Source organism: Halovenus carboxidivorans, assembly GCF_009831575.1.
GTDB lineage: Archaea > Halobacteriota > Halobacteria > Halobacteriales > Haloarculaceae > Halovenus > Halovenus carboxidivorans.
The window spans coordinates 107,644-127,015 of sequence record NZ_WUUT01000004.1 but is presented as its reverse complement, the minus strand read 5'-3'; the positions used below and the strand labels follow the sequence as shown (position 1 = coordinate 127,015).

The window sequence follows — 19,372 nt, the reverse complement described above, 5'->3', positions numbered from 1 at the left end:
CTACTCCCAGAAGGAGCGCGTCCGGGCGTACTCCCGTTCTCGCGAGAGAATATCCCGGTAGAAATCGTCCTCGTCCTCGCGGAGTTTGTTGATGATCCGCGCGGCGTTGCGTGGCCCGACGCCACGCGCCGCGAGCGCGATGACCGCCCGTTTGCCGTGGCTCTGGACCAGACTCGCGGCCTTGTAGGCTCGTTCGGTCTGTTTCTCCTGGTCGTCGCCTTTCTCGTCGGCCCGCACCGCCGCGACCGTCTCGTCGTCCCAGGGGTTGAGCGCGGCGATCTGTGTCGACTCGCAGTTGGGACAACTGGGCTGGTCGCGGACGCGCTTGACCGGCTTGGTCCGCTCGTACTCCTGGCAGTGCAGACAGAACAGGATCACGCGGTCGTTCTGCAGGCGCTCTTTGACCGTCTCGATGACGCTGGCGTCGGCGTTTTCCGGAGTCAGAAGCTCCGTTCCGGAGCCGCGACCGCCGGTTCCGACCGGCGTGTGTTCCCCGACCGTCTCGACGGCAATCTCGCCGGACTGCACGCCGCGAAGCACGTCCTGTGCGCCCTCGATGGAGAGTTCCTCGTGGATGAGTTCACGGAGCGCCTCGTCGTAGACCGGCGTGTCTTCGAGCGCGTCGAGCAGGCGGGTTTTCCCGAAGCTAGTCGAGCCAGTGCCCCGCCAGCGCTTGAGCGCGCCGAACGTCGCCGCGACCTGTGCGAGTTTGAACTTCAGCGCGTCGGCGTTTTTCAGGCTCAGTTCGATGAGCCCCCGGACGTGCTCGGGGTCGGTATCGCGGAGGACTTCCTCGGCGTCGGCCAGCGAGATGCCGTGGGGCACGTCGAGTTCGATACGGTAGGGGTCGATCTCCATGCCGACGCTCGACCCGGTTCGCTGGCCTAACAGTGCCGAGAGTAGTCTGCCGAGCGTCTCGTTGATCTTGTGGCCGAAACAGGCGTTGACGACGAGCGACCCGGCCCCGCCTTCGACGACGATTCGATCGTCAGTTGCGACGGGGTAACCGGCCTCCGCCTGGTCGCTCAACTGCTCCAGTCCGGCGGTGATCGTCTCCGGGCCGAACTCGTATCGACGGGTGAGATCCCGTGCGACCGACGTATCCGATCCCCCGGCGGCGAGTTGGTCGCTCGCCACGGCCCGCAACTCCCCGACGCCTTCGGCGACCTGCCTGGTGACGGGGATCTCCTGGCCGGTCCAGGAGGGGACCTCGCCCGCAGGGTCCTCGATTGGAGAGACGGTCACCACCTCCTCCTCTTCGTCGACCTCGGTGATCCGCCACATCTCCCCGCCCTGGATGAAGATCTCGCCGGGTTCGGCGAAGTTGACGACGAACCGCTCGTCGAGGGTGCCGACCTGTCGGCCGCTGACGACGTCCTCGACGTCGTAGGTCGCCTCGTCGGGGATCATCGAGAGATTCTGATAGAAGTACTGCCAGGTTCCCCGGCGCTTCTCCAGACGGTCGTCGTCCGCTTCCAGCCAGACGATCCGGTTGTCGGCAATCTCGCGGACGATCTGTTTGAACTGCTCCTCGGAGAGATCCTGAAACGGGTAGGCGCGGGTGATGATCTCGTAGGCCCGCATCGCCTGAATCTCGCCGAAGCCCATCACGAGGCCGGCGATCTGGTTGGCGACGGTGTCGAGGCTACCGTGGTGGATCGCGGCGGGTTCGACGTGGCCGTCCTGTGCGCTGTGGCCGATGACGAGCGATTCGAGCACGTCGTCGGGGTGGCTTGCGATGATCGTACCGCTCGATATCGCGTCTTCGCGGTGGCCGGCGCGACCGATCCGCTGGAGCAACCGAGTCACCTGCCGGGGGCTGTTGTACTGGACGACGTGGTCGACGTGGCCCACGTCGATCCCTAGCTCCATCGAGGAGGTACACATCAGTCCGGCGATGTCGCCGTCTTTGAACCGGGATTCGATCTCGATGCGGGTCTCCTTGGCGAGCGAGCCGTGGTGGATGCCGATGTCGGTGCCGTACTCCTTGAGCCGCGAGCCGATCGCCTCGGCGGTCTGTCGCGTGTTGACGAAGACCAGCGTCGCCTCGTTCTCCGAGATGATCTCGTCGATAGCGCGGACGTGGCTCGCGATTTCGGGGTCGGTGACGAGTTCGCTGGCGATCCGTTCGTCTTCCTCGGTCGGCGTCGGACAGCGCACGTCGATGTCGAGTTCGCTGCCGATATCGACGCCCGCGACGGTGTACTCGCGGTCGCCGGTGAGCAGTTTCCCGATCTCGTCGGGGTCGTCGACCGTCGCGGAGAGGCCGATCCGCTGCGACGGACCGGCGAGTTCGCGCAGGTGCTCCAGACCGACCGAGAGCTGTGCCCCCCGCTTCGAGACCGCGAGTTCGTGAATCTCGTCGATCACGACGTGCTCGACGTCTTCGAGCGCCCGGCGGAGCTTCTCGCCGGTGAACATCGCCTGCAGTGTCTCTGGGGTCGTCACGAGCACGTCCGGCGGGTTCTCGGCCTGTTGCTGGCGCTGGTAGTCTGAGGTGTCGCCGTGACGGATGTCGATATCGATGTCAAGCGTCCGGCCCCACCACTCCAGGCGCTGCTCCATGTCGCGGTTGAGCGCCCGCAGCGGGGTGATATACAGCGCGCTGATACCGAAGGTATCCTCCCCGACGATGGCGTCGAAGACCGGTAACATCGCCGTCTCGGTCTTGCCGCTGCCGGTGGGCGCGACGACGACGACGTTCTCGCCGTCGACCAGGGGCGGAAGGGCGCGGCGCTGTGGCTCCGTCGGCGTCTCGAAGCCCCGTTCGGACAGCGCCGACCGGAGTTCGGTGCCGAGCAGGCTGAACGCCGCGGCCGCGTCGTCGATCCGGCCGCTCTGCGCGCCGTTTGTCATCGTATTCGAATTGGGCCTGACGGGATTAAGACCGTCGGAGTCGGTGCCGGCCAGCCGTCGGGAGGGCACCACCGCCGAAACCCGGAGCGGGCCGAACATGTGAGGTAGACGGCCGCAGACGGCCCAGTGCCGTTTTCAATAACCAAAATACGGCCGGAGTATTCATACGGGTTGGCTATTTTTGGTAAGTTATGGCACGAGCCGAAGGGGTTGCGGACGCAAGCGATATGGTACGGAGATTCGTCGAGAATCTCCCCAACGGGACGCGGATCGACGGGGGAACGTACCGAAGACGGCACCGGGGTATCCTTCTGGTCATCGCGATTCAGGCACCGATTCTGTTTGCGATCAGCCGGTTCACCGGAACGGAACAGATCACAGGGGCGACGCTCCCGACGATCCCACTCGTCGAGAGTGTCGTCGGCATCGGGCTGTTGCTCGCAATCGTTGGCGTGGCAGCCGTGCCCGTCTTGCCGCGGCGGGTACGGTCGGCGCTCGGTTCGTTCGCGTTCATGACGACGGCGGCGCTTCTGGCGCATTTCTCCGGGGGGTTCATCGAAGCGCACTTCCTGTATTTCGTCGGCGTCGGCGTCGTCGCGGTCTACGAGGACTGGCTCCCCTTCGTGGTCGCCGTCGGCTACGTCGCCTTCCAGCACAGCGTGTTCGGCCTGATCGGCCGGATCCAGGTCTACAACCACCCGGCCGCGATGGCGAACCCCGAGATCTGGGGGCTGATTCACGCCATGTTCGTGCTGATGTTGGTCGGCGCAATCCTGACGAGTTGGCAGTCGCTCAGCCAGGCCCGTGACGAGGTCGAGGCCCGAATGGCGGAGGTCGAGGCGGCGAAAGCAGACATCGAGGAACAGCGCGAAGCGGCAGAGGAGCAACGTGCCGAGGCCGAACGCGCGAGAGAGGAAGCCGAGCGCCGGCAGGAGGAACTGGAACGCCAGCAACAGCAGATGGCGGAACTGAACGAGACCCTCTCCGAGAAGTACGGCGAGACCATCCGCCAGTGTGCCGACGGCGACCTGACCCAGCGGCTCGACGAGGACGTGGACAGCGAGGCCATGAGCGAGATTGCACGCGAGTTCAACCGGATGCTCGACGAGTGGGAGGCGACGATCACGCGGGTCCAGTCTGTCGCCGAGGAGGTCGACACACTGAGCGAGGACACCAAGGCCAACACGGACGAAGTCGAGCGCGCCAGCGGCGAACTCGCGGAGTCGGCCCAGCAGGTGGCCGCGAGCGCGGAGTCACAGAGCGAGACGCTCGACGAACTGGCGACGGAGATGACCGAGGTGTCCGCGAGCGTCGAGGAGGTCGCCGCGAGCGCCGAGGAGACCGCGGAGACGGCGAACCGCGCGGCCGAACAGGGCGCGGAGGGCGAGCGGGCGGCGACGGAGGCGACCGAAGAGATCGAGATGATCGAGAAGCAGACCGAGGAACTGACGACGCAGGTCGAGTCACTCGACTCGGAGATGTCCGAGATCATCGAGATCGTCGACCTCATCGACGACATCGCAGAGCAGACGAACATGCTCGCGCTGAACGCCTCTATCGAGGCCGCACGCGCTGGCGAGGCGGGAAGCGGGTTCGCGGTCGTCGCCGACGAGATCAAAGGGCTGGCCGAGGACGTGTCCGAGGCGACCGACGACATCGAACAGCGCGTGACGACGGTCCAGGAGCGCACTAGCGCGGCGACCGAGGAGGCCGAGGAGGTCAAGAGCCGAGTCGAACGGGGAGCGGAGACGATACAGGAGGCCATCACGGTCTTCGGTGAGATCAGCACGGCGATCGAGGAGGTCGAACAGGGCGTCGCGGAGATCAGCGACGCCACCGACGACCAGTCCAAATCGATCGAGCAGATGGTCGCGATGGCGGACGAAGTCTCCACGTACAGCGATGAGACGGCCGAGGAGACCCAGGCGATGTCGGCGGCGACCGAACAGCAGACCGCCGCTATCGGAGAGGCGGCGTCGGCGGCAGAAGACGTCTCGGCCTACGCCTCGGAACTGGCGTCGGAAACCGCCAAGTTCCGGACCGACACACAGCGGGCGGGCCCCCAGACGGAAGTGTGAGCGCCGGCGGGTTCGAACGCGGCCGCTGACGGCCTTTTCACTCGTCGTACTGCATCGCCGCTGGAGTCGCCTCCAGCAGATCGCTCGCAATCAGCCCGTCGCCGTGCTGTTCGGCGACGATATCGCCAGCCCGTCCGGCGACGTACGCGGCCAGGCCCGCGGCGTGAATCGGCTCCTGTCTGGCAGCGAGCGCGCCGGTCGTGCCGGCGAGGATGTCGCCGGTCCCGCCGACGGTCATGCCGGGGTTGCCCGTGCGGTTGACCCGCGTTCGGTCGCCGTCGGAGACGATATCCCGGTTGCCCTTCACGAGCAGCGTGTGACCGAGTTCGGCGGCGAACTCCTCGACGGCGTCGCGACGCTCGCGCCAGTCTTCGGCGCTCGGGCCGCCCATCTTCGCCAGTTCGCCCTGGTGTGGCGTACAGATCAGCGTCGCTTCGGTCTCGATGTCGGGGACCAGTTCCAGCGCGTCGGCATCGACGACGGCGGTGCCGGTGAAGGCGGTGAGAATCGCCTCGGCGGCTTCGAGCGTCGACTCGGAGTCACCGAGGCCGGGACCGATGACGAGCGTGTCGTGTTCGGCGGCGAACTCCATGACCTGTCCCACGTGACCCGGCTCGAACTCCCGGCCTTCGACCGGGCGGACGATCAGATCCTCGCTGTACCCCTGGACCTCGTGGGCGACCGCCGTCGGGCAGGCGACCCGGACTAGGTCGGCTCCGGCACGCAACGCGGCCTGCCCGGCGAGCGCCGGCGCACCGACGTAGGGGCCGCCGCCGATCACCAGCACCTCGCCGTGGTCGCCCTTGTGGCTGTCGGGATCCCGAGAGAGTCGGAGCAAGTCGCCTCGTTCGACGAACTCGCTCGCCGCCTCGGGAATCCCGATATCCGCGACAGTCACCGGCACGTCGAGATCCGGCAGGCCGGGTTTGGTCTCGTGGAACGTGACGACGTGATCGGCCTGAACGGCGTCGTCGGGGTACGTCCCGGATTCCGCGTTGAACCCCGACGGCACGTCGACGGACAGCACGGTCGCGTCGCTGTCGTTGATCGCCGCGGCAGCGGTCGCCTCCGGTTCCCGGAGCGATCCGGTGACGCCGGTCCCGAGCATCGCGTCGACGATCAGATCCGGGTCTCCGAGGTCGACCCCCGAGGAGTCTCTGATCTCCTCGCGGCGACAGTCAGCGGGTTCGAGCGCCGCCCAGTTCTCCCGTGCGATTTCGGTCCCGATGGTCTCCGCACGACCGAGCAGCAGGACGTCGACGTCGAACCCCTCCAGAAACCGGGCGGCGACGAAGGCGTCACCGCCGTTGTTGCCACGGCCGGCGACGATAGTGATCGAGTCGCCCTCGTCGACGAGGGTGCGGGCGACGCGAGCGGTCGCGTTGCCGCTCGACTCCATGAGCTGTTTGCGTGGTACACCCAGTGCGGCCGCGTTCGCGTCGACGACCGCCATCTCCGAGCCGGCAATCATACGCCGGCCTATGGCTGGCGTGACAAAAACTGTGTGGTCAGGCCCCCGGGACGCCGAAGGCGTCCAGTCCGCCGACACCGACGATGCCGAGGATCCCGAGGACGACGAGCGCGGACAGCCAGGCACCGACCCCGACGATTGCCGCGCGAATCCAGCCGACGCTGTACTGCCATCTGACGACCGAGATCCACACCAGCAGGCCGGCAATCGACGCGAACAGCCCGCCGATCCCGACCGCTGCGAAGGCGATGTCGACGACCGTCCACGCGACGGCACCGAGCAACGCCGTGAGAACGGCGTCTGCGTAGTCTTTCGCTGCGAACGCCAGTTTCGCGCCGACGTGGATTGCGAGCCCGCCGATGAGGAGGCTCACTGCGAGGACCAGCAGCGACGTTCCGATTCCGTGCGTTGTCATACCAAACGCTCGCGGGGCGAGTATATAAAAACGGGGCCGTCACCGAGCGTCGACCGGCCGCACGTCGACAATCTCGGCGTCGAACTCGTAATCGCCGGGGACGGCGCTGCCGGGCTGGTAGGCCGACTCGAAGACGTACTGTGCTCGGGGTGACGTGCCGCCGCGGGCTTCGATAGAGTCGGTCTTCGTCCAGGTCTGTGCGCTCTCGCCGTCGGGGGCGTACCGCAACTCCATCTCGATCCGTCCGGCGAGACGCTCCGGACGGCGGTTTTCGAGATCGATCCGGACCACGATGTCCTCGGGGGTCCCGGGTCCGTCGTCGACCCCGGACGGCCGGCGGATGTTCGCGAGCGCAACGACGAACTCCCCTTCCGCATCGGCACCGAGGTAATCCGCGACGGCGTCGAGACATCCGGACAGAGAGACGGCAACGCCGCTCGCCGAGAGCGCGAGTACGTCACGCCGGGAGGGACTCATTCTGTTGTCGGTCAGTGATACGCGAACTTGTACGTTCCGGGATATCCCTCGACGGGGAGCGGACACCACGAGACGGGCGATCAGGAGTCCCGGGGAGACACCAACCCTTAGGGCTGTGTCTCCCCTATCGACTGATAATGAGTAACTCGGACCTCGACACCGACGAGGTCGCGGCCATCTACGACGAACTCCTGAAGACCTACCGGACGGAGTGGGAGTACCGCGGCCACCGGAGTCTACACCTCTCGTACTACGACGACGAGCACGACGAACCGGCGGAGGCGGCGATGAACACGATGCGAGTGCTCTCCGAGGCGGCCGGAATCGACGGCTCCGAGCACATCCTCAACATCGGCTGTGGCGCGGGCGAGGACTCCGTCTGGAACGCCCGGGCGTACGGCGCGGAGGTGACCGGCGTCAACATCAGCGAGACGCAACTCGGACTCGCCCGGGAGAACGCCGCCGAACACGGGGTCACGGAGCGAACGAGGTTCAACTACGACGACTTCCACGACCTCGACACCATCGAGGACGACTCCGTGGATGTCGTCTGGGGACTGGAGGCGCTCTCGCACTCTTCGGACCGCGCACGGGCGCTCGCCGCCGCGAACCGGGTGCTTCGGTCCGACGGCCGTGTCGCGTTTACCGATCTGTTTTTGACCGGCGCGGGCGAGGGCCTCTCGGCGGCGGAGCGCGAGCGAGTCGAGACGATCAACGACGCGCTCGGACTCCGGATCGGCGCTATCGACGAGTTCGAGCGGACGCTTTCGGCGGCCGGGTTCGAGGGAATCCGGATTGACGACCTCACTGACGGGATCAAGCCCTGTACGGAGCGTCGCCGCAGTTTCGCGCGGATCGCCCACCCCGTCGGCCGCCTGCTCAGCGTGGTAGGCGTCGTCTCCGAGACGCAACTGGACAGTTTCCGCGCATCAGCGGAGATCGACCGACTGATCGACGCCGGCGTGCTCGGCTACTACCTCGTCACCGCCGACGTATCGGAGTAAGCACGGGACGGCCTGTACTCACGAGGCCAGCGGCAACCGAACGACGAAGACCGCACCGCCGTCCGACTCCGCCGACGGGCCCCGGTCCTCGATGTCGACGGTGCCGCCGTACTGGTCGACGAGCGTGTCGACGAGATAGAGCCCGATTCCCGATCCGTCGCTGTGGCCGCCTTTGCTCCCCTTCTCGAAGATCCGTGCCTTCCGTTCGTCGGGGATACCCGGGCCGTTGTCCGCGATCCGCACCGTCGCGTACTCGCCGTCGACACCCGCCGAGACGACCGTTCGGGGGTCGGGGCTGTCGTTGTGGACGACGCTGTTTTTCAGGAGGTTGTCGAAGACAGAGTCGAGCATCTCGTCGGCCTGTACGTCCACCTCCGGGAGCGTCCCGTCGATTTCGATTGTCGCAGCCTCGTGTGCGGAGCGGACCTGTTCGATCTGGGTCCTGAGCGTCGTCGCCAGCGGCGTCGGCTGCTGGGTCTCACCCGAGCGGAGCATCACCTCCGAGAGGTTCCGAGCCTCCTCGGTGAGCACGATCGCGTTCTCCGCCGCCGAGACGATACTGTCCGCCGAGGAGCCGAGTTCGGGGTCGATCTCCTGGGCGAGTAGCTCACCGTGGGTCTTGATCACCTGCAGATCGTTGCGGATGTCGTGGCGGACCATCTGGTTGAGCAGTTTCAGATCGTCGCGCTGGGCTTCGATCCGCCGCTCGTAGCGTTTTCGCTCCGTGATGTCCCGGGCGGAGCCGACGATCATCTCGACGGTCCCGTCGACGACGACCGGCGAGAGTCGCACGTCGAACGTCGAGTCCTCCCCCTCGACCGTCGTCTCCAGTTCGAGCACGCCGCTCCCTCTGCGCTGTAAACAGGTGCGACAGCTATCCAGTAGCTCCGGGTCGGCGCGGCCGTCGAGCGGTTCACCGGGAGCGACCGGCCGCTCGCCCGCTAGTACGGGACCGGCGGCGTCGTTCGAGCGCCGGAGCATGATCGCACCGTCCGGTTCGACAGCCAGCAGGAACAGGCCGTCACGAACGTTCTCGAAGACGGTCTCGAACTCGCGGTTCAGCCGTTCGATCCGGTTTTCGCGGGCCTTGCGGTCGGTGATATCCCGGAAGTAGATCGAGATGCCGCCGTGTGGCTCGGGGTAGACGTTCACCTCGAACCACATGTCCATCTCCCGAAGCCGTTCCTCGAACGAACGCGGCTCTCGCTCGTCCATGACGGTGTGATACACGTCGTAGAATGTCGTCCCGGTCGCCTCGGGGAAAACGTCCCAGATCCTCTCCCCGAGGACCGTCTCGGCGTCGATGTCCAGGATCGACTCCGCCTGTTCGTTGATCTCGATGAACTGCCAGTCCGAATCGAGCCCCAAGATGGCGTCGGTCATCCGTCGGACGGTCCGCTGGCGTTTCTGCTCCTCGCGCTTGCGCTCGGTCACGTCGCGGCTGTTGACGATGATGCCGTCGATGACCTCGCCGTCGAGCTGGTTCGTGGCCCTGATCGAGAGCCATCGCCAGTCGCCGTCGGCGGTCCGGAACCGCGCCTCGTCCGCCACCGTCCGATCCGGATCCTCGAGCAGTTGTTCGTACGTCTCCCAGAGGGCTTCGCGGTCGTCGGGGTGGACGAAATCGAAGGCGTTCTGGCCGATCAGTTCCGACTGCTCGTATCCGAGCGCCCGCCCGACAGCGGGGCTCTGATACTCGATGTGTCCCGCCTCGTCCAGCACCGAGACCACGTCGCTCGACTGTTCGACGAAGGTCTTGTACCGTTCGAGTTCCTGTTCTCGGCGTTCGAGTTGGGCGTTTCTGTCCACGAGGTTTCGGGTCGTATCCCGCCGCGTGAGGAGATTGTCCAGCCGCCAGATCACCGTCTCCCGGTCCAGCGGGGCGGTCAACACCTCGTCGATCACGCCCGTTCCGGCAGTCGGATCGTGGAAGGCTTGCCTGTCGATCTGCGTGCGCCGGCGGCGAACGAGCACGACCGGACAGAAGACCTGCCCGTCCGCACGTTTGCGTTCGCGGAGTTGCTCCCGGTAGGTGGGGAGGGAGTGATCGTCGACCAGGTACAGGTCGGCCTGTCGGACCCCGTCGCCGGTGACGACCTCGTAGCGGTCTTCGAGAAGGGACACGACAGCCGCCCGCTCACCCTCGCTGTCGATCAGTACCTGTGTCCGACTCATTCCTCGCCGCTCCGCCTGTAGGTCGGCGTCCCGGTCAGGAACCCCTCGACGTCGGTCTCCGGTCCCCGCATGACGATGCCGTCGGAGTCGAGCGTGTACGGTCGAACGGTCTCCTCGTGGTCGCCAAGTCGCTTCTTCATGACGCCCGCGACCCGCTCCTTTCGCCCCTCCCGTTCGATGTAGTTCAGAACGACCAGGTTGTCCGCGAGATAGCTGAAGTTCTCGCTCGTCGGTCCGGTTGCGGCGCTCGAGTGTGCGCTCTGATCGATCAGGACGACCGAGACGGTTCGCCCGGTGAGATACCGGCACAGCGAGTGCAGCGAGCGGACGACATCTCTCCCCTCGCCGTGCAGGGAGAGCTGATACCCCTCGGTGCCGTCGATGACGATCAACTCCGTCCCGCGGTCGTCGACGTCCTGCTTGACCCGACGTGCGAACTCCTCGGGCGAGAGGGCGAGCGGTTCGATTTCGGCGAGTCGTAGCTCGTCGTCGGTCGGGAGATCGATTCCAAGCGCGGCCGAGCGGTGCCGGAGGGTTTCGACCGCCTCCTCGAACTGGTACATGCTGGCCGGCCGGCCGTCGGCCGCGGCCGCTTCGAGGAGTTTCGTCGCCAGCGTCGTCTTGCCGACGCCGGTCGGCCCGGCGAGGACGGTGACGGTGCCGCGCTCGATACCGCCGCCGAGCAGCGCGTCGAACTCCTCGAGACCGGTCGAGAGCTGTTCTGGATCGACCGACTGCGTGCCGGCAGGGTCCAGCGCCGGATAGACCTCCAGCCCCGCCTCGCGGATTTCGAGGCCGTGTGTACCGTCTCGCTGGCCGACACCGCGGTGTTTCTCGACGGCGATCCGTCGACCGGTCGCCTCCCGTTCCAACCGGATGACACCGTCGCTGAGCGAGCGAACTGTCGCGTCCGTGCTCGTCCCCGGCGTCTGTGTCGAGAGGACGGTCACGCCCTGACCCTGGAGAAACCGCATGAACGAGACGAGTCGCTTGCGGTACTGGTACTCGTCGGGTTCGATGGCCTGTAACTGCGTGATCGGATCGAACAGGATTCGGTCCGGATCACGTTCCTCGATGGCGGTTCTGATCCGCTCGATCGTACGCTCACTCTCGATGTCGCGGGGGTCGACCAGTTCGTAGGACTGCTCGCCGCGAAAGAACTCCGAATCCGGACCGAGATCGAGATAGGCCGCGTCCGACAGATCGATTCCGACCTGTCGGCCGTTGTCCAGGATGTCCTGGCGGGACTCCTCGCCGTGGATGAACAGGGCGGTCTCGCCCTCCTCCAGCCCCGCTTCGAGAAACGACATCCCAAGCAGTGTCTTTCCCGTCCCCGGTTCTCCCGAGATGAGGTACATCCGCCCCTCGACGATCCCGCCGCGAAGGATCGTATCGAGGCCCGGGATACCGCTCGAGATCCGGGGGAGCGCCTGCGCTGTCATTGTCATATACGGGTGAGGAAAAGGCAAATGCGTTGTGTATCTTCCCGAGCGGTCGCGGGAGTGAGTCGCGGGCGTACCCGGCAGTCACGAGAGTGAGTCGCGGGGACCGTCACGGACGCAATATTTACTACGGGTGCTTCCGAGATTCGAACGTGATCTTCGGCGGCTTCGCAGTGATTTTTCTCTGTGTCGGCGTGCTCTTGCTCGCGGCGGCAGTCGCCGGCTGGCGGTCGGTCGACGCCCCCGCGGCGAACCTGTTCGCCGTCGTCGCGGGACTCGCCGGGCTGGGCGGCATCTATCTCGCGTTTGGATTCGCCGCACAACGGTTTTTTCTGATCCTCGGGACGACGATCAGCATCGCGTTGCTCCTTCCGGTCCCGTGGGTGCTGTTCGCCCTCGATTACGTCGGTCAGGAGTCACTGGTTTCGACGTGGATCGCGGGGCTGTTGTCGGTGCCGGTGCTCGCGGGACTGTCGGCAACGCTGACGCTGTACGTCGGAGCGGCGATTCCCGAACTCAGTCTCGGAGCCCGGGCGGAACTGACCGGCCTGCTTGCGGTTATCGTCACGGTGCTGCAACTCGTCCAGTGGGGCGCACTGCTGTACGCCGGCGGGCTCGTCCTCGTCGGTGCCGGACTCGTCCTCTGGATGTTCCAGCGGTACGGCCACCTGGATTCGACGACCGGGATCGCTCTCTGTGCGTTCGGAGCGATCCCGTGGCTCGCGATTCTCTTTGCCCTGCAACTCGAACCCACCTCGTTCGTCGGGTTCGGTGTCCTCCTCGCCGCCGGCTACGGGTTCAAAACGGTTGCGGCGGTCGCACTGGTCGGCCCGCCGGGGCTGTTCAGTCGGGTGCCGGCGGCCGGAAACGTCGGCCCGGCGACGATCATGGAGGAACTCGACGATCCCGTCGTCGTCACCGATCCCGACGGAGTGATCGTCGAACTGAACCCCGCGGCCCGCCGGGAGTTCGACTGGTCGGACCGCGTCGTCGGGGAGACGCTCAAGCGGTCGCTCGGTGCTGGGCTGGCCGACCTCCGAGAGAGACGAATCGTCGAGATCGAATCGGAGACCGGTCGCGTGCTGTTCGAGCCGACGGTGTCCGACCTCAGCGACCGACACGGCCACCCGCTCGGCCACGCCGCCGTCTTCCAGGACGTGACCGACCGCCGGACGAGACGACAGCGGCTGGACGTGCTCGACAGACTGCTGCGACACAACCTGCGGAACGATCTCTCCGTCATCATGGGCTACGCCGACGTGATCGAGGACCGTGTCGACGATCCCGCGGCGCTCGATGGAGTGGCACGGATCACCGACACCGCCGAGGAGTTGGCAGAACTCTCCGACAGAGCGCGCAAATCGACGCAGTTGCTCGGAACGAACACCGACCCGGGCGAGACGACGCGGATCGAACCGCTGATAACCGGGCTGTTCGGTGATCTCCGGGCGGAGTACGACGCCGAGTTCGAGTACAGGGCCGACGTCGCTGTCGGCGTCCCAGTTGCCCCGGACCAACTCGACCTCGTCTTTCGGTCGCTGATCGAGCGGACGCTCGACAACAACGACTCCGAACAGCCAGCCGTCGAACTGCGCGCCGACTACGACGCCGAGCGGACGTATCCGCTCCGGATCTCGATCCGTGACAACGGCCCCGGCGTGCCACAGATCGACCGGGAAGTGATCGAGACCGGGACGGAGACACCGTTAGAACACACATCGGGCGTCGATCTGTGGACGGCCCGGTGGCTGGCGACCGGCTTCGGCGGTGATATTTCTTTCGAGGACGGAGAGATCGTACTCTCCTTTCCCAACGCGACAGTCGCGGCGGATGTCAGTCAGTGAGCCGCGACCAGTCCGGCGCGTTCCGCGGGACGGGCACGGATCGACTCGGTCCGGGCGAGAATCTCCAGTTCCCCGCTCTGTTCGTCTTCGCCCTCGTTGAGGACGACGGTGACGTCGTAGGTGTCCGGATCGTTCGGGTTCGCGACGCCGTCGAAGACGACCGTGATGACGTCTCCCGTCGAGGGGTTCGTGTACTCGCTGCCGGAGAGTTGGATCTGGAGGCTGCTGCCGCCGTCGCTGACGACCCAGCCGTCCACGTCGCTCTCGATGTCGAGTGTCGTCCCGTCGGTCTTCTCGACCTCGAAGGACTCGATGTCACTCGCGCTCGTGCCGCTGAACATGTCGTCTGAGGTCGTCACCGACACGTCGAGTTCGTTGAGCGAGTCCCCCTCCATGTTCGCGTCCTTGATCTCGATCCGGACGCGGTACCGAACGTTCTCGGCGCCGGCGGTCGGATCTCTCGGAGCGAGCAACGCGTCGGTGTTCGACCAGGGGTTGATACTGCCGTCGGTCGCGTTGTCGAACTCCGGTTCGCGGAGTTGATCGTCGTAGGTGAGGACGAACCCGGCGACGACGGAGGCGAGAAGGACCACGATGGCGACCATCAGCGTCACGCCCAGAACGGCGCTGATCGCCCGCTCAAACTCGACCGTAGCGTCGTCGTCCGTACCGCCGAGCACGGTCGTGATAGCGGTTCTTCGGTTTTAATAGTGCGCTTTCGGTACGAACCGCGAGGACAGCGACCAGCAGTCCTATTGTACTTCCGTCCAATCAAGAGGTATGCTCCAGCTCGCCGTGGCGACCAACGCCGAAACGTACGAGCGGATGCAATCGCCGCTCCGCGAGCGCGGTATCGACCCCCAGCACGTCGAGACAGCGGAGCGGTCCGTCCGGCTCGCCGCCGGTGACCGGGCGTACCGACCCGCCGAGCGGACCGGGAGCTTCGATGTCGGGTTCGTCTTCCCGCCCCGACTGGCCGAGGGCGGCGTCGCGAACGGTCTACTCGACATCCCCTGGGTGAACGGCCGCGAGGAGATTCTCCGCTCGCGGTTCAAGGGCGAAACGCTCGCTCACCTCTCGACCGCCGGAGTTCCGGTCCCCGAGTCGGTCGTCGTCTCGGATCCGACCGACGAGTCGGCCCTGCGGGATGCCTTCGAGCAGTTCGATCCGCCGGTCGTGATCAAGCCGAACTCCACGACCCGGGGCGTCGGCGTCGCGAAAGCCCACGACCTCGATTCCTTCCTGGGCATCTGTGACTATCTCGACCTGGTGCACGACTACCGGGCGACCGGCGATCAGTCCTTTCTGGTCCAGGAGTATCTCCCCGGCGCCCGCGACTACCGCGTCATGCTGATCGACGGCGAGGTGGTGGGTGCGGTCGAGCGCCGACTCCCGGAAGAGGCCCTCGAATCGGGTCAGTGGAAACACAACGTCCACCGCGGAGCCGAGGCGACCGGCGTGAGCCTCGATCCGGCACTGCGGGCGCTGGCCGAACGGGCGGCCGAGGCGCTCGACATCCCGTGGCTGGGGGTCGATCTGCTCGTCACCGACGACAGGGCCGTGGTCAACGAGACGAACGCACGACCGACAATCGATACCGCGACGAAGTACGAAGACGGCTTCTGGGACGACGTGGCGGCGCTCATCGAAAGCCACGCCTGAGCGAGGCCGACAGTTCTTTTTTCCTGCTCACCGAACCCCGGGGCAATGGAGCGGTCGGAGTCCCGTAGGCGAACTCTGCTGGTCGTACTCGCCGTCTCGGTCGTCGCGCTGGCTGGCTGTGGCCTCCCCGGCGGCGCTAACTCCGGTTCGGGAGGGGCCGAGGGCCAGACCTATCCGGGTGTCGTCGACCGGACGACCGCCTCGTTGTCCGAGGAGAACGCATCGGCGTTTCTCGCCGCGATGACCGACGACTCCGGCGAACTGACACCAGTAGCCCGCGCCTGGGTCGATCGACTCGAAGCCGTCGAGAGCGTCGGGACGACACAGCGGGATGCAGTCGCGCGCTCTCTCGCGACCGGCGGCCTCGGGGAGGGACGACTCACTCGGCTCGATGCGGTGCTGGCCGCGCCGCCTGCCGCCCGGCAGACGATACTTCGAGACGGGTTGCGAGACACCTCCGGCGACGGCCTGCTCGACGGGGAGGCCCGACTGCTCGGCCTCGACCGGACGGAACGGTATCCGACGGTTTCGGCCGCCGCTCGGGAACTGTCCGCCGGCGGGTACGAGAACGAGTCACTCGCCTACCTCGACCGACTCTCGGCCCGCATCGATTCGGAGTTTCAGCGCGCACAGATTCGCGGCTTCGGCCTCGTGAGCCGGTCCGTCGCGAACGGCTCAGTCACCGCCGGTGACCGGCGGGCGCTGGCTGATCGCTCCGGCGACGGGCTGCTCGACGGAACGGCGAGGGAACTCGGACTCGCTCCCAACGGCTCGCATCCCGTCGTCTCAGGGCTCGCGGAATCGCTCGCGACGAACGGCTACTCCGAGACGGAACTGTCGTATCTCTCCCGAATCAGCAACGCCTCGAAAAACCGGTCTTTGTGGGCGCAGGCCGCCGCCGTGGGGCTGCGCGACGGGGCCGCTGGCGACGGATCGGTCGATCCGGCGGTGGTCGCAGGGCTGGAGGTGACCGGCACCGGACTGCTCGCGGGATTCGCGGCCGAAATCGGGCTCACGAACCGGACGGACAACGCCACGGTGGGGCGCCTGGCGACGCGACTCGCAGATGCCGGGTACACCGAGACCGAGCTGACGTATCTCAGACGAGCCGCGACCGTCACCGCGGTGCCGCCTCGGTACGCACAGGCTCGCACGCTCTCGTTACTCGAACAGCCGACAACAGACGGGACCGTGACGACCGAGGACAGCGACGCGCTGGTCGATAGCTCCGGCGACGGTCTGCTCGACCCGATGGCACGTCAGATCGGGGTCGATCCGGCGACGGCGAATCCGCGGCTCGGTGAGTTGGCCGGGCCGCTGGCCGTCGGCGGGTACGGCGACACCGAACTGGCCTACCTCGAACGGGTCGCAGCACTGCGGCCCTATCGCGGAAACGGGTACGAACGCTGGGCGCAGGCCCGACAGCTCGGATTGCTCGACGACGCGGTCGCGAACGGGACCGTCACTGAGGGCCAACTGGGAGCGCTCGGAAACGACGACGAGGACCGGCTGTTGAACGGGATCGAAGCCGAGTTCGGGACAGATCCGCAGCGGGCCGACACCAGCGGCGACGGCTACCTCGACCACCTGGTCTGGGGACCGATGCGTGATCTCGGACTGTCGGTCACGCCAGGCGAACCCGACGTGTACGTCGAACTCGACAGCGTCAGCGGTCAGGAGCCGGCGAGCGAGGCCCAACTCCGCGATGTCGCCGAAACGTTCCGCTCGGAGCCGGACGATGTCGGTCCGATCAACGTCCACTTCTTCCGATGCGATTCGGATCGGCCAGATGTCAGCCGGGCGAGCCAGATGGGCGACCGGATCGCGGAGGATCGGACTCTCAGGGGGCTTGGCTTTCACTACCTGCTCGTGACCGACGGCTCGCTCACCTTCCGGGGGACCGAGGTGTCGGGACTCACGTACACGTCGACGGGCGACCAGAGCTGGATGGTCATCGACGGCACGCTCAGCCAGCGCGTAACGCCGACTCACGAGGCGAGCGCACTCGCGCACGAACTCGGCCACTCTCTCGGCCTGAGTCGGTCCGCGTTCGAGGGAATCGACTCCAGAGCGTACAGCGACGGCGATTACGAAAGCGTCATGAACTACAACCACTGGACGCCGGTCACCTTCTCCCGGAGAGCACCGTTCGACGATTACCGCTGGATGGCCGAGCAGTCGTTCGGAAGCTACCACCAGAACAGGACCCGACTCGAAGCGACGTGGCAGACCGGTTCCGTCGAGGGGGAAGTGGGCTGTCGGCGGGTCGTCGCCTGAGCCCCCGGATCAGTTCTCCGGAACCCGTGAGAGGCGCTCGAAAAGCGAGGCCGACGCGGAGGGATCCGAGTCCGCGAGCCAGCGGTCCCCGTAGAAGTAGAGCGCACTGAGGCTGAGCCCCCAGAGGAGGTGACCGAGTAGCGAGGGAGCCGAGAGCATCGGCACGGTCGCGTCGAGTCCGAGCGCACGGAGCCAGAGCGGCATTACCACTCCCGCGGCGACGAGCCACAGCGCGAGCGAGAACCCGACCGCGATTCCCATCTGGTGCCGGAGCCGACGGCTCGATTCGGCGGGCAGCGCCGACAGCAGACCGGCGTAGACGAGCCCGAAGACGACGCTGTGGAACTCGTGGGAGATGGTTGCGACGATGAGGTTGTCGACGCCGTAGAGTGCGCCGATGACCGGAACGTCACCGCCCACGACGAGCATCGCGAGAGCCATGACGGCGCCGGCGACCAGCGAGGCACCGACCGCGAGGGCGACGCGCGAGGGGGCGACCCCGGCGGTGGTCGCGGTCGCCCCGGGAGAACTGGTCCCGAGTGTCGCCCCTTCCCGGGGGAGTCGAAGCGAGACGGTCGTCCCGGAGCTGTCGACTGTGGTCGTGATCTGCCCGTCGAAGCTCTCGACGAGGAGACGAACGATGTTCAGCCCGAATCCCGTCGTCGGGTCGTCGAACTCCGCAATTTCGCCGCGTTCGAGCAGCGCCCGCTGATCCGCCGGCAGCCCGGGACCGGTGTCCGAGATGTGGACGGTGACGTGATTCGGCGCGAGGTCGACGCTCGCATCGACCCGGGGGGCGTTCTCGTCGGCGTACTCGACCGCGTTCAGGAGCAACTGGCGGAAGACCTCCGCGAGTTGGGCGTTCGCGCGGACCAGGACGTCCTCTGCGGGCGTCTCGACGGTGATCTCCGCCTCCGGCGCGAGATCACGGACGGCGTCGATCTCGCTGTCGAGGCAGTCGATCACGTCGACCGCGCCGAGCGAGCGGTCGGAGCGGTCGGCAGTCTCGGAGAGGTACTTGACGTTCTCGACCGTCTCGATGATATCGTCGGTCTGTCCGTCGATCACGTCGATGGATTCGGTTCGGTCGCCGTCGGCGAGGACGGAGGCGTGACCCTTGATCGCGGTCGCGGAGTTGATCACCTTGTCCCGCAGCAGTCGGTTCAGGAGGATGAGCCGGTTCGCCTGCCGTTTCAGATCACGGCGGTGTCTGCGGTTGCGGGCGGCGTAGAGGCCGGTCAGCGTTCCGCCGACCGCGCCGCCGATGAGGAAATTCGAGAGATACGTCTGCTGGCGGAACTCCGCCATCGTCGAGACATCCGACTGGGTGCCGAGCGCCGTCAACACGACCAGAACCGCCATGCCGCCGGTGCCGGCGATCGACCACAGCGCGGTCCTGCGCAACAGCGTCTGGTCGTAGGCCCCGACGGTGAGGATGACGCCGAAGGCCGTCAGCGAGAGACCGAGAACCAGCGGAACGATCCCCGCGAACAGAAACTGCCGGGTTGACTCCTGGGCCGCTAACGTCACGGTCATCCGCGTGAGAACGAATCCGAGAAGTGCGATGACGAGCCCCCACGGTGACAGTGACCGCCAGTTCATTACTCCAACTACGGAGGACGGTTCGATAATGTTTGGGGACGGTCACGCGGCCGGCGCACAACCGTCCGG

General features: G+C 66.4%; 13 protein-coding genes. 5 read left to right on the top strand and 8 right to left on the bottom strand.

Annotated elements, in window-relative coordinates:
- A complete protein-coding gene (locus GRX03_RS11175; RefSeq protein ID WP_159764292.1) occupies nucleotides 1–2,856 on the bottom strand; it encodes a DEAD/DEAH box helicase in 2,856 nt (951 codons plus the stop codon).
- A gap of 191 nt (nucleotides 2,857–3,047) precedes the next feature.
- On the opposite strand from GRX03_RS11175, the gene GRX03_RS11170 reads away from it, so the two are divergent.
- Nucleotides 3,048–4,934 carry a methyl-accepting chemotaxis protein gene (locus tag GRX03_RS11170; protein WP_159764291.1) on the top strand — a complete coding sequence of 629 codons (1,887 nt, stop codon included), beginning with the start codon at nucleotides 3,048–3,050 and terminating at the stop codon, nucleotides 4,932–4,934.
- A gap of 37 nt (nucleotides 4,935–4,971) precedes the next feature.
- Here GRX03_RS11170 and GRX03_RS11165 read toward each other — a convergent pair whose 3' ends face one another.
- The 3 genes from GRX03_RS11165 to GRX03_RS11155 are packed head-to-tail and all read right to left on the bottom strand — an operon-like array spanning nucleotide 4,972 to nucleotide 7,297.
- Nucleotides 4,972–6,405 carry an NAD(P)H-hydrate dehydratase gene (locus GRX03_RS11165; RefSeq protein WP_159764290.1) on the bottom strand — a complete coding sequence of 478 codons (1,434 nt, stop codon included), beginning with the start codon at nucleotides 6,403–6,405 and terminating at the stop codon, nucleotides 4,972–4,974.
- A 37-nt stretch (nucleotides 6,406–6,442) separates the two neighbouring features.
- Entirely contained in the window at nucleotides 6,443–6,820 is a 378-nt protein-coding gene (locus GRX03_RS11160; RefSeq protein WP_159764289.1) for a hypothetical protein, read from the bottom strand.
- Between the two features lie 39 nt (nucleotides 6,821–6,859).
- On the bottom strand, nucleotides 6,860–7,297 hold the full coding sequence (locus GRX03_RS11155) for a hypothetical protein (protein ID WP_159764288.1): 438 nt from the start codon (nucleotides 7,295–7,297) through the stop codon (nucleotides 6,860–6,862).
- 137 nt (nucleotides 7,298–7,434) lie between these two features.
- On the opposite strand from GRX03_RS11155, the gene GRX03_RS11150 reads away from it, so the two are divergent.
- Nucleotides 7,435–8,301 carry a methyltransferase domain-containing protein gene (locus GRX03_RS11150; protein WP_159764287.1) on the top strand — a complete coding sequence of 289 codons (867 nt, stop codon included), beginning with the start codon at nucleotides 7,435–7,437 and terminating at the stop codon, nucleotides 8,299–8,301.
- A gap of 18 nt (nucleotides 8,302–8,319) precedes the next feature.
- Here GRX03_RS11150 and GRX03_RS11145 read toward each other — a convergent pair whose 3' ends face one another.
- Both GRX03_RS11145 and GRX03_RS11140 read right to left on the bottom strand, forming a co-directional pair.
- Complete coding sequence (locus GRX03_RS11145; protein ID WP_159764286.1) at nucleotides 8,320–10,476, bottom strand: PAS domain S-box protein; 2,157 nt, start codon at nucleotides 10,474–10,476, stop codon at nucleotides 8,320–8,322.
- On the bottom strand, nucleotides 10,473–11,918 hold the full coding sequence (locus GRX03_RS11140; protein ID WP_159764285.1) for an ATPase domain-containing protein: 1,446 nt from the start codon (nucleotides 11,916–11,918) through the stop codon (nucleotides 10,473–10,475). Before GRX03_RS11140 ends, GRX03_RS11145 begins: the two co-directional genes overlap by 4 nt.
- Nucleotides 11,919–12,070: 152 nt before the next feature.
- Here GRX03_RS11140 and GRX03_RS17065 point away from each other — a divergent pair, with 152 nt between their 5' ends.
- On the top strand, nucleotides 12,071–13,762 hold the full coding sequence (locus tag GRX03_RS17065) for a PAS domain-containing protein (protein ID WP_159764284.1): 1,692 nt from the start codon (nucleotides 12,071–12,073) through the stop codon (nucleotides 13,760–13,762).
- On the opposite strand, the gene GRX03_RS11130 is transcribed toward GRX03_RS17065, so the two are convergent.
- Entirely contained in the window at nucleotides 13,756–14,442 is a 687-nt protein-coding gene (locus GRX03_RS11130; protein ID WP_159764283.1) for a type IV pilin N-terminal domain-containing protein, read from the bottom strand. The two genes, GRX03_RS17065 and GRX03_RS11130, sit on opposite strands and share 7 nt — an antisense overlap.
- Nucleotides 14,443–14,542: 100 nt before the next feature.
- Here GRX03_RS11130 and GRX03_RS11125 point away from each other — a divergent pair, with 100 nt between their 5' ends.
- Nucleotides 14,543–15,424 (top strand): ATP-grasp domain-containing protein, encoded by an 882-nt coding sequence (locus GRX03_RS11125; protein ID WP_159764282.1) that lies wholly within the window; start codon nucleotides 14,543–14,545, stop codon nucleotides 15,422–15,424.
- A gap of 45 nt (nucleotides 15,425–15,469) precedes the next feature.
- Nucleotides 15,470–17,701 (top strand): hypothetical protein, encoded by a 2,232-nt coding sequence (locus GRX03_RS11120; RefSeq protein WP_159764281.1) that lies wholly within the window; start codon nucleotides 15,470–15,472, stop codon nucleotides 17,699–17,701.
- Between the two features lie 9 nt (nucleotides 17,702–17,710).
- Here the strand turns inward: GRX03_RS11120 and GRX03_RS11115 are convergent, their stop codons facing one another.
- The gene (locus tag GRX03_RS11115) at nucleotides 17,711–19,303 is read right to left on the bottom strand and encodes a sensor histidine kinase (protein ID WP_159764280.1); all 1,593 of its coding nucleotides are present in this window, start codon (nucleotides 19,301–19,303) and stop codon (nucleotides 17,711–17,713) included.
- Nucleotides 19,304–19,372 lie beyond the last annotated feature (69 nt).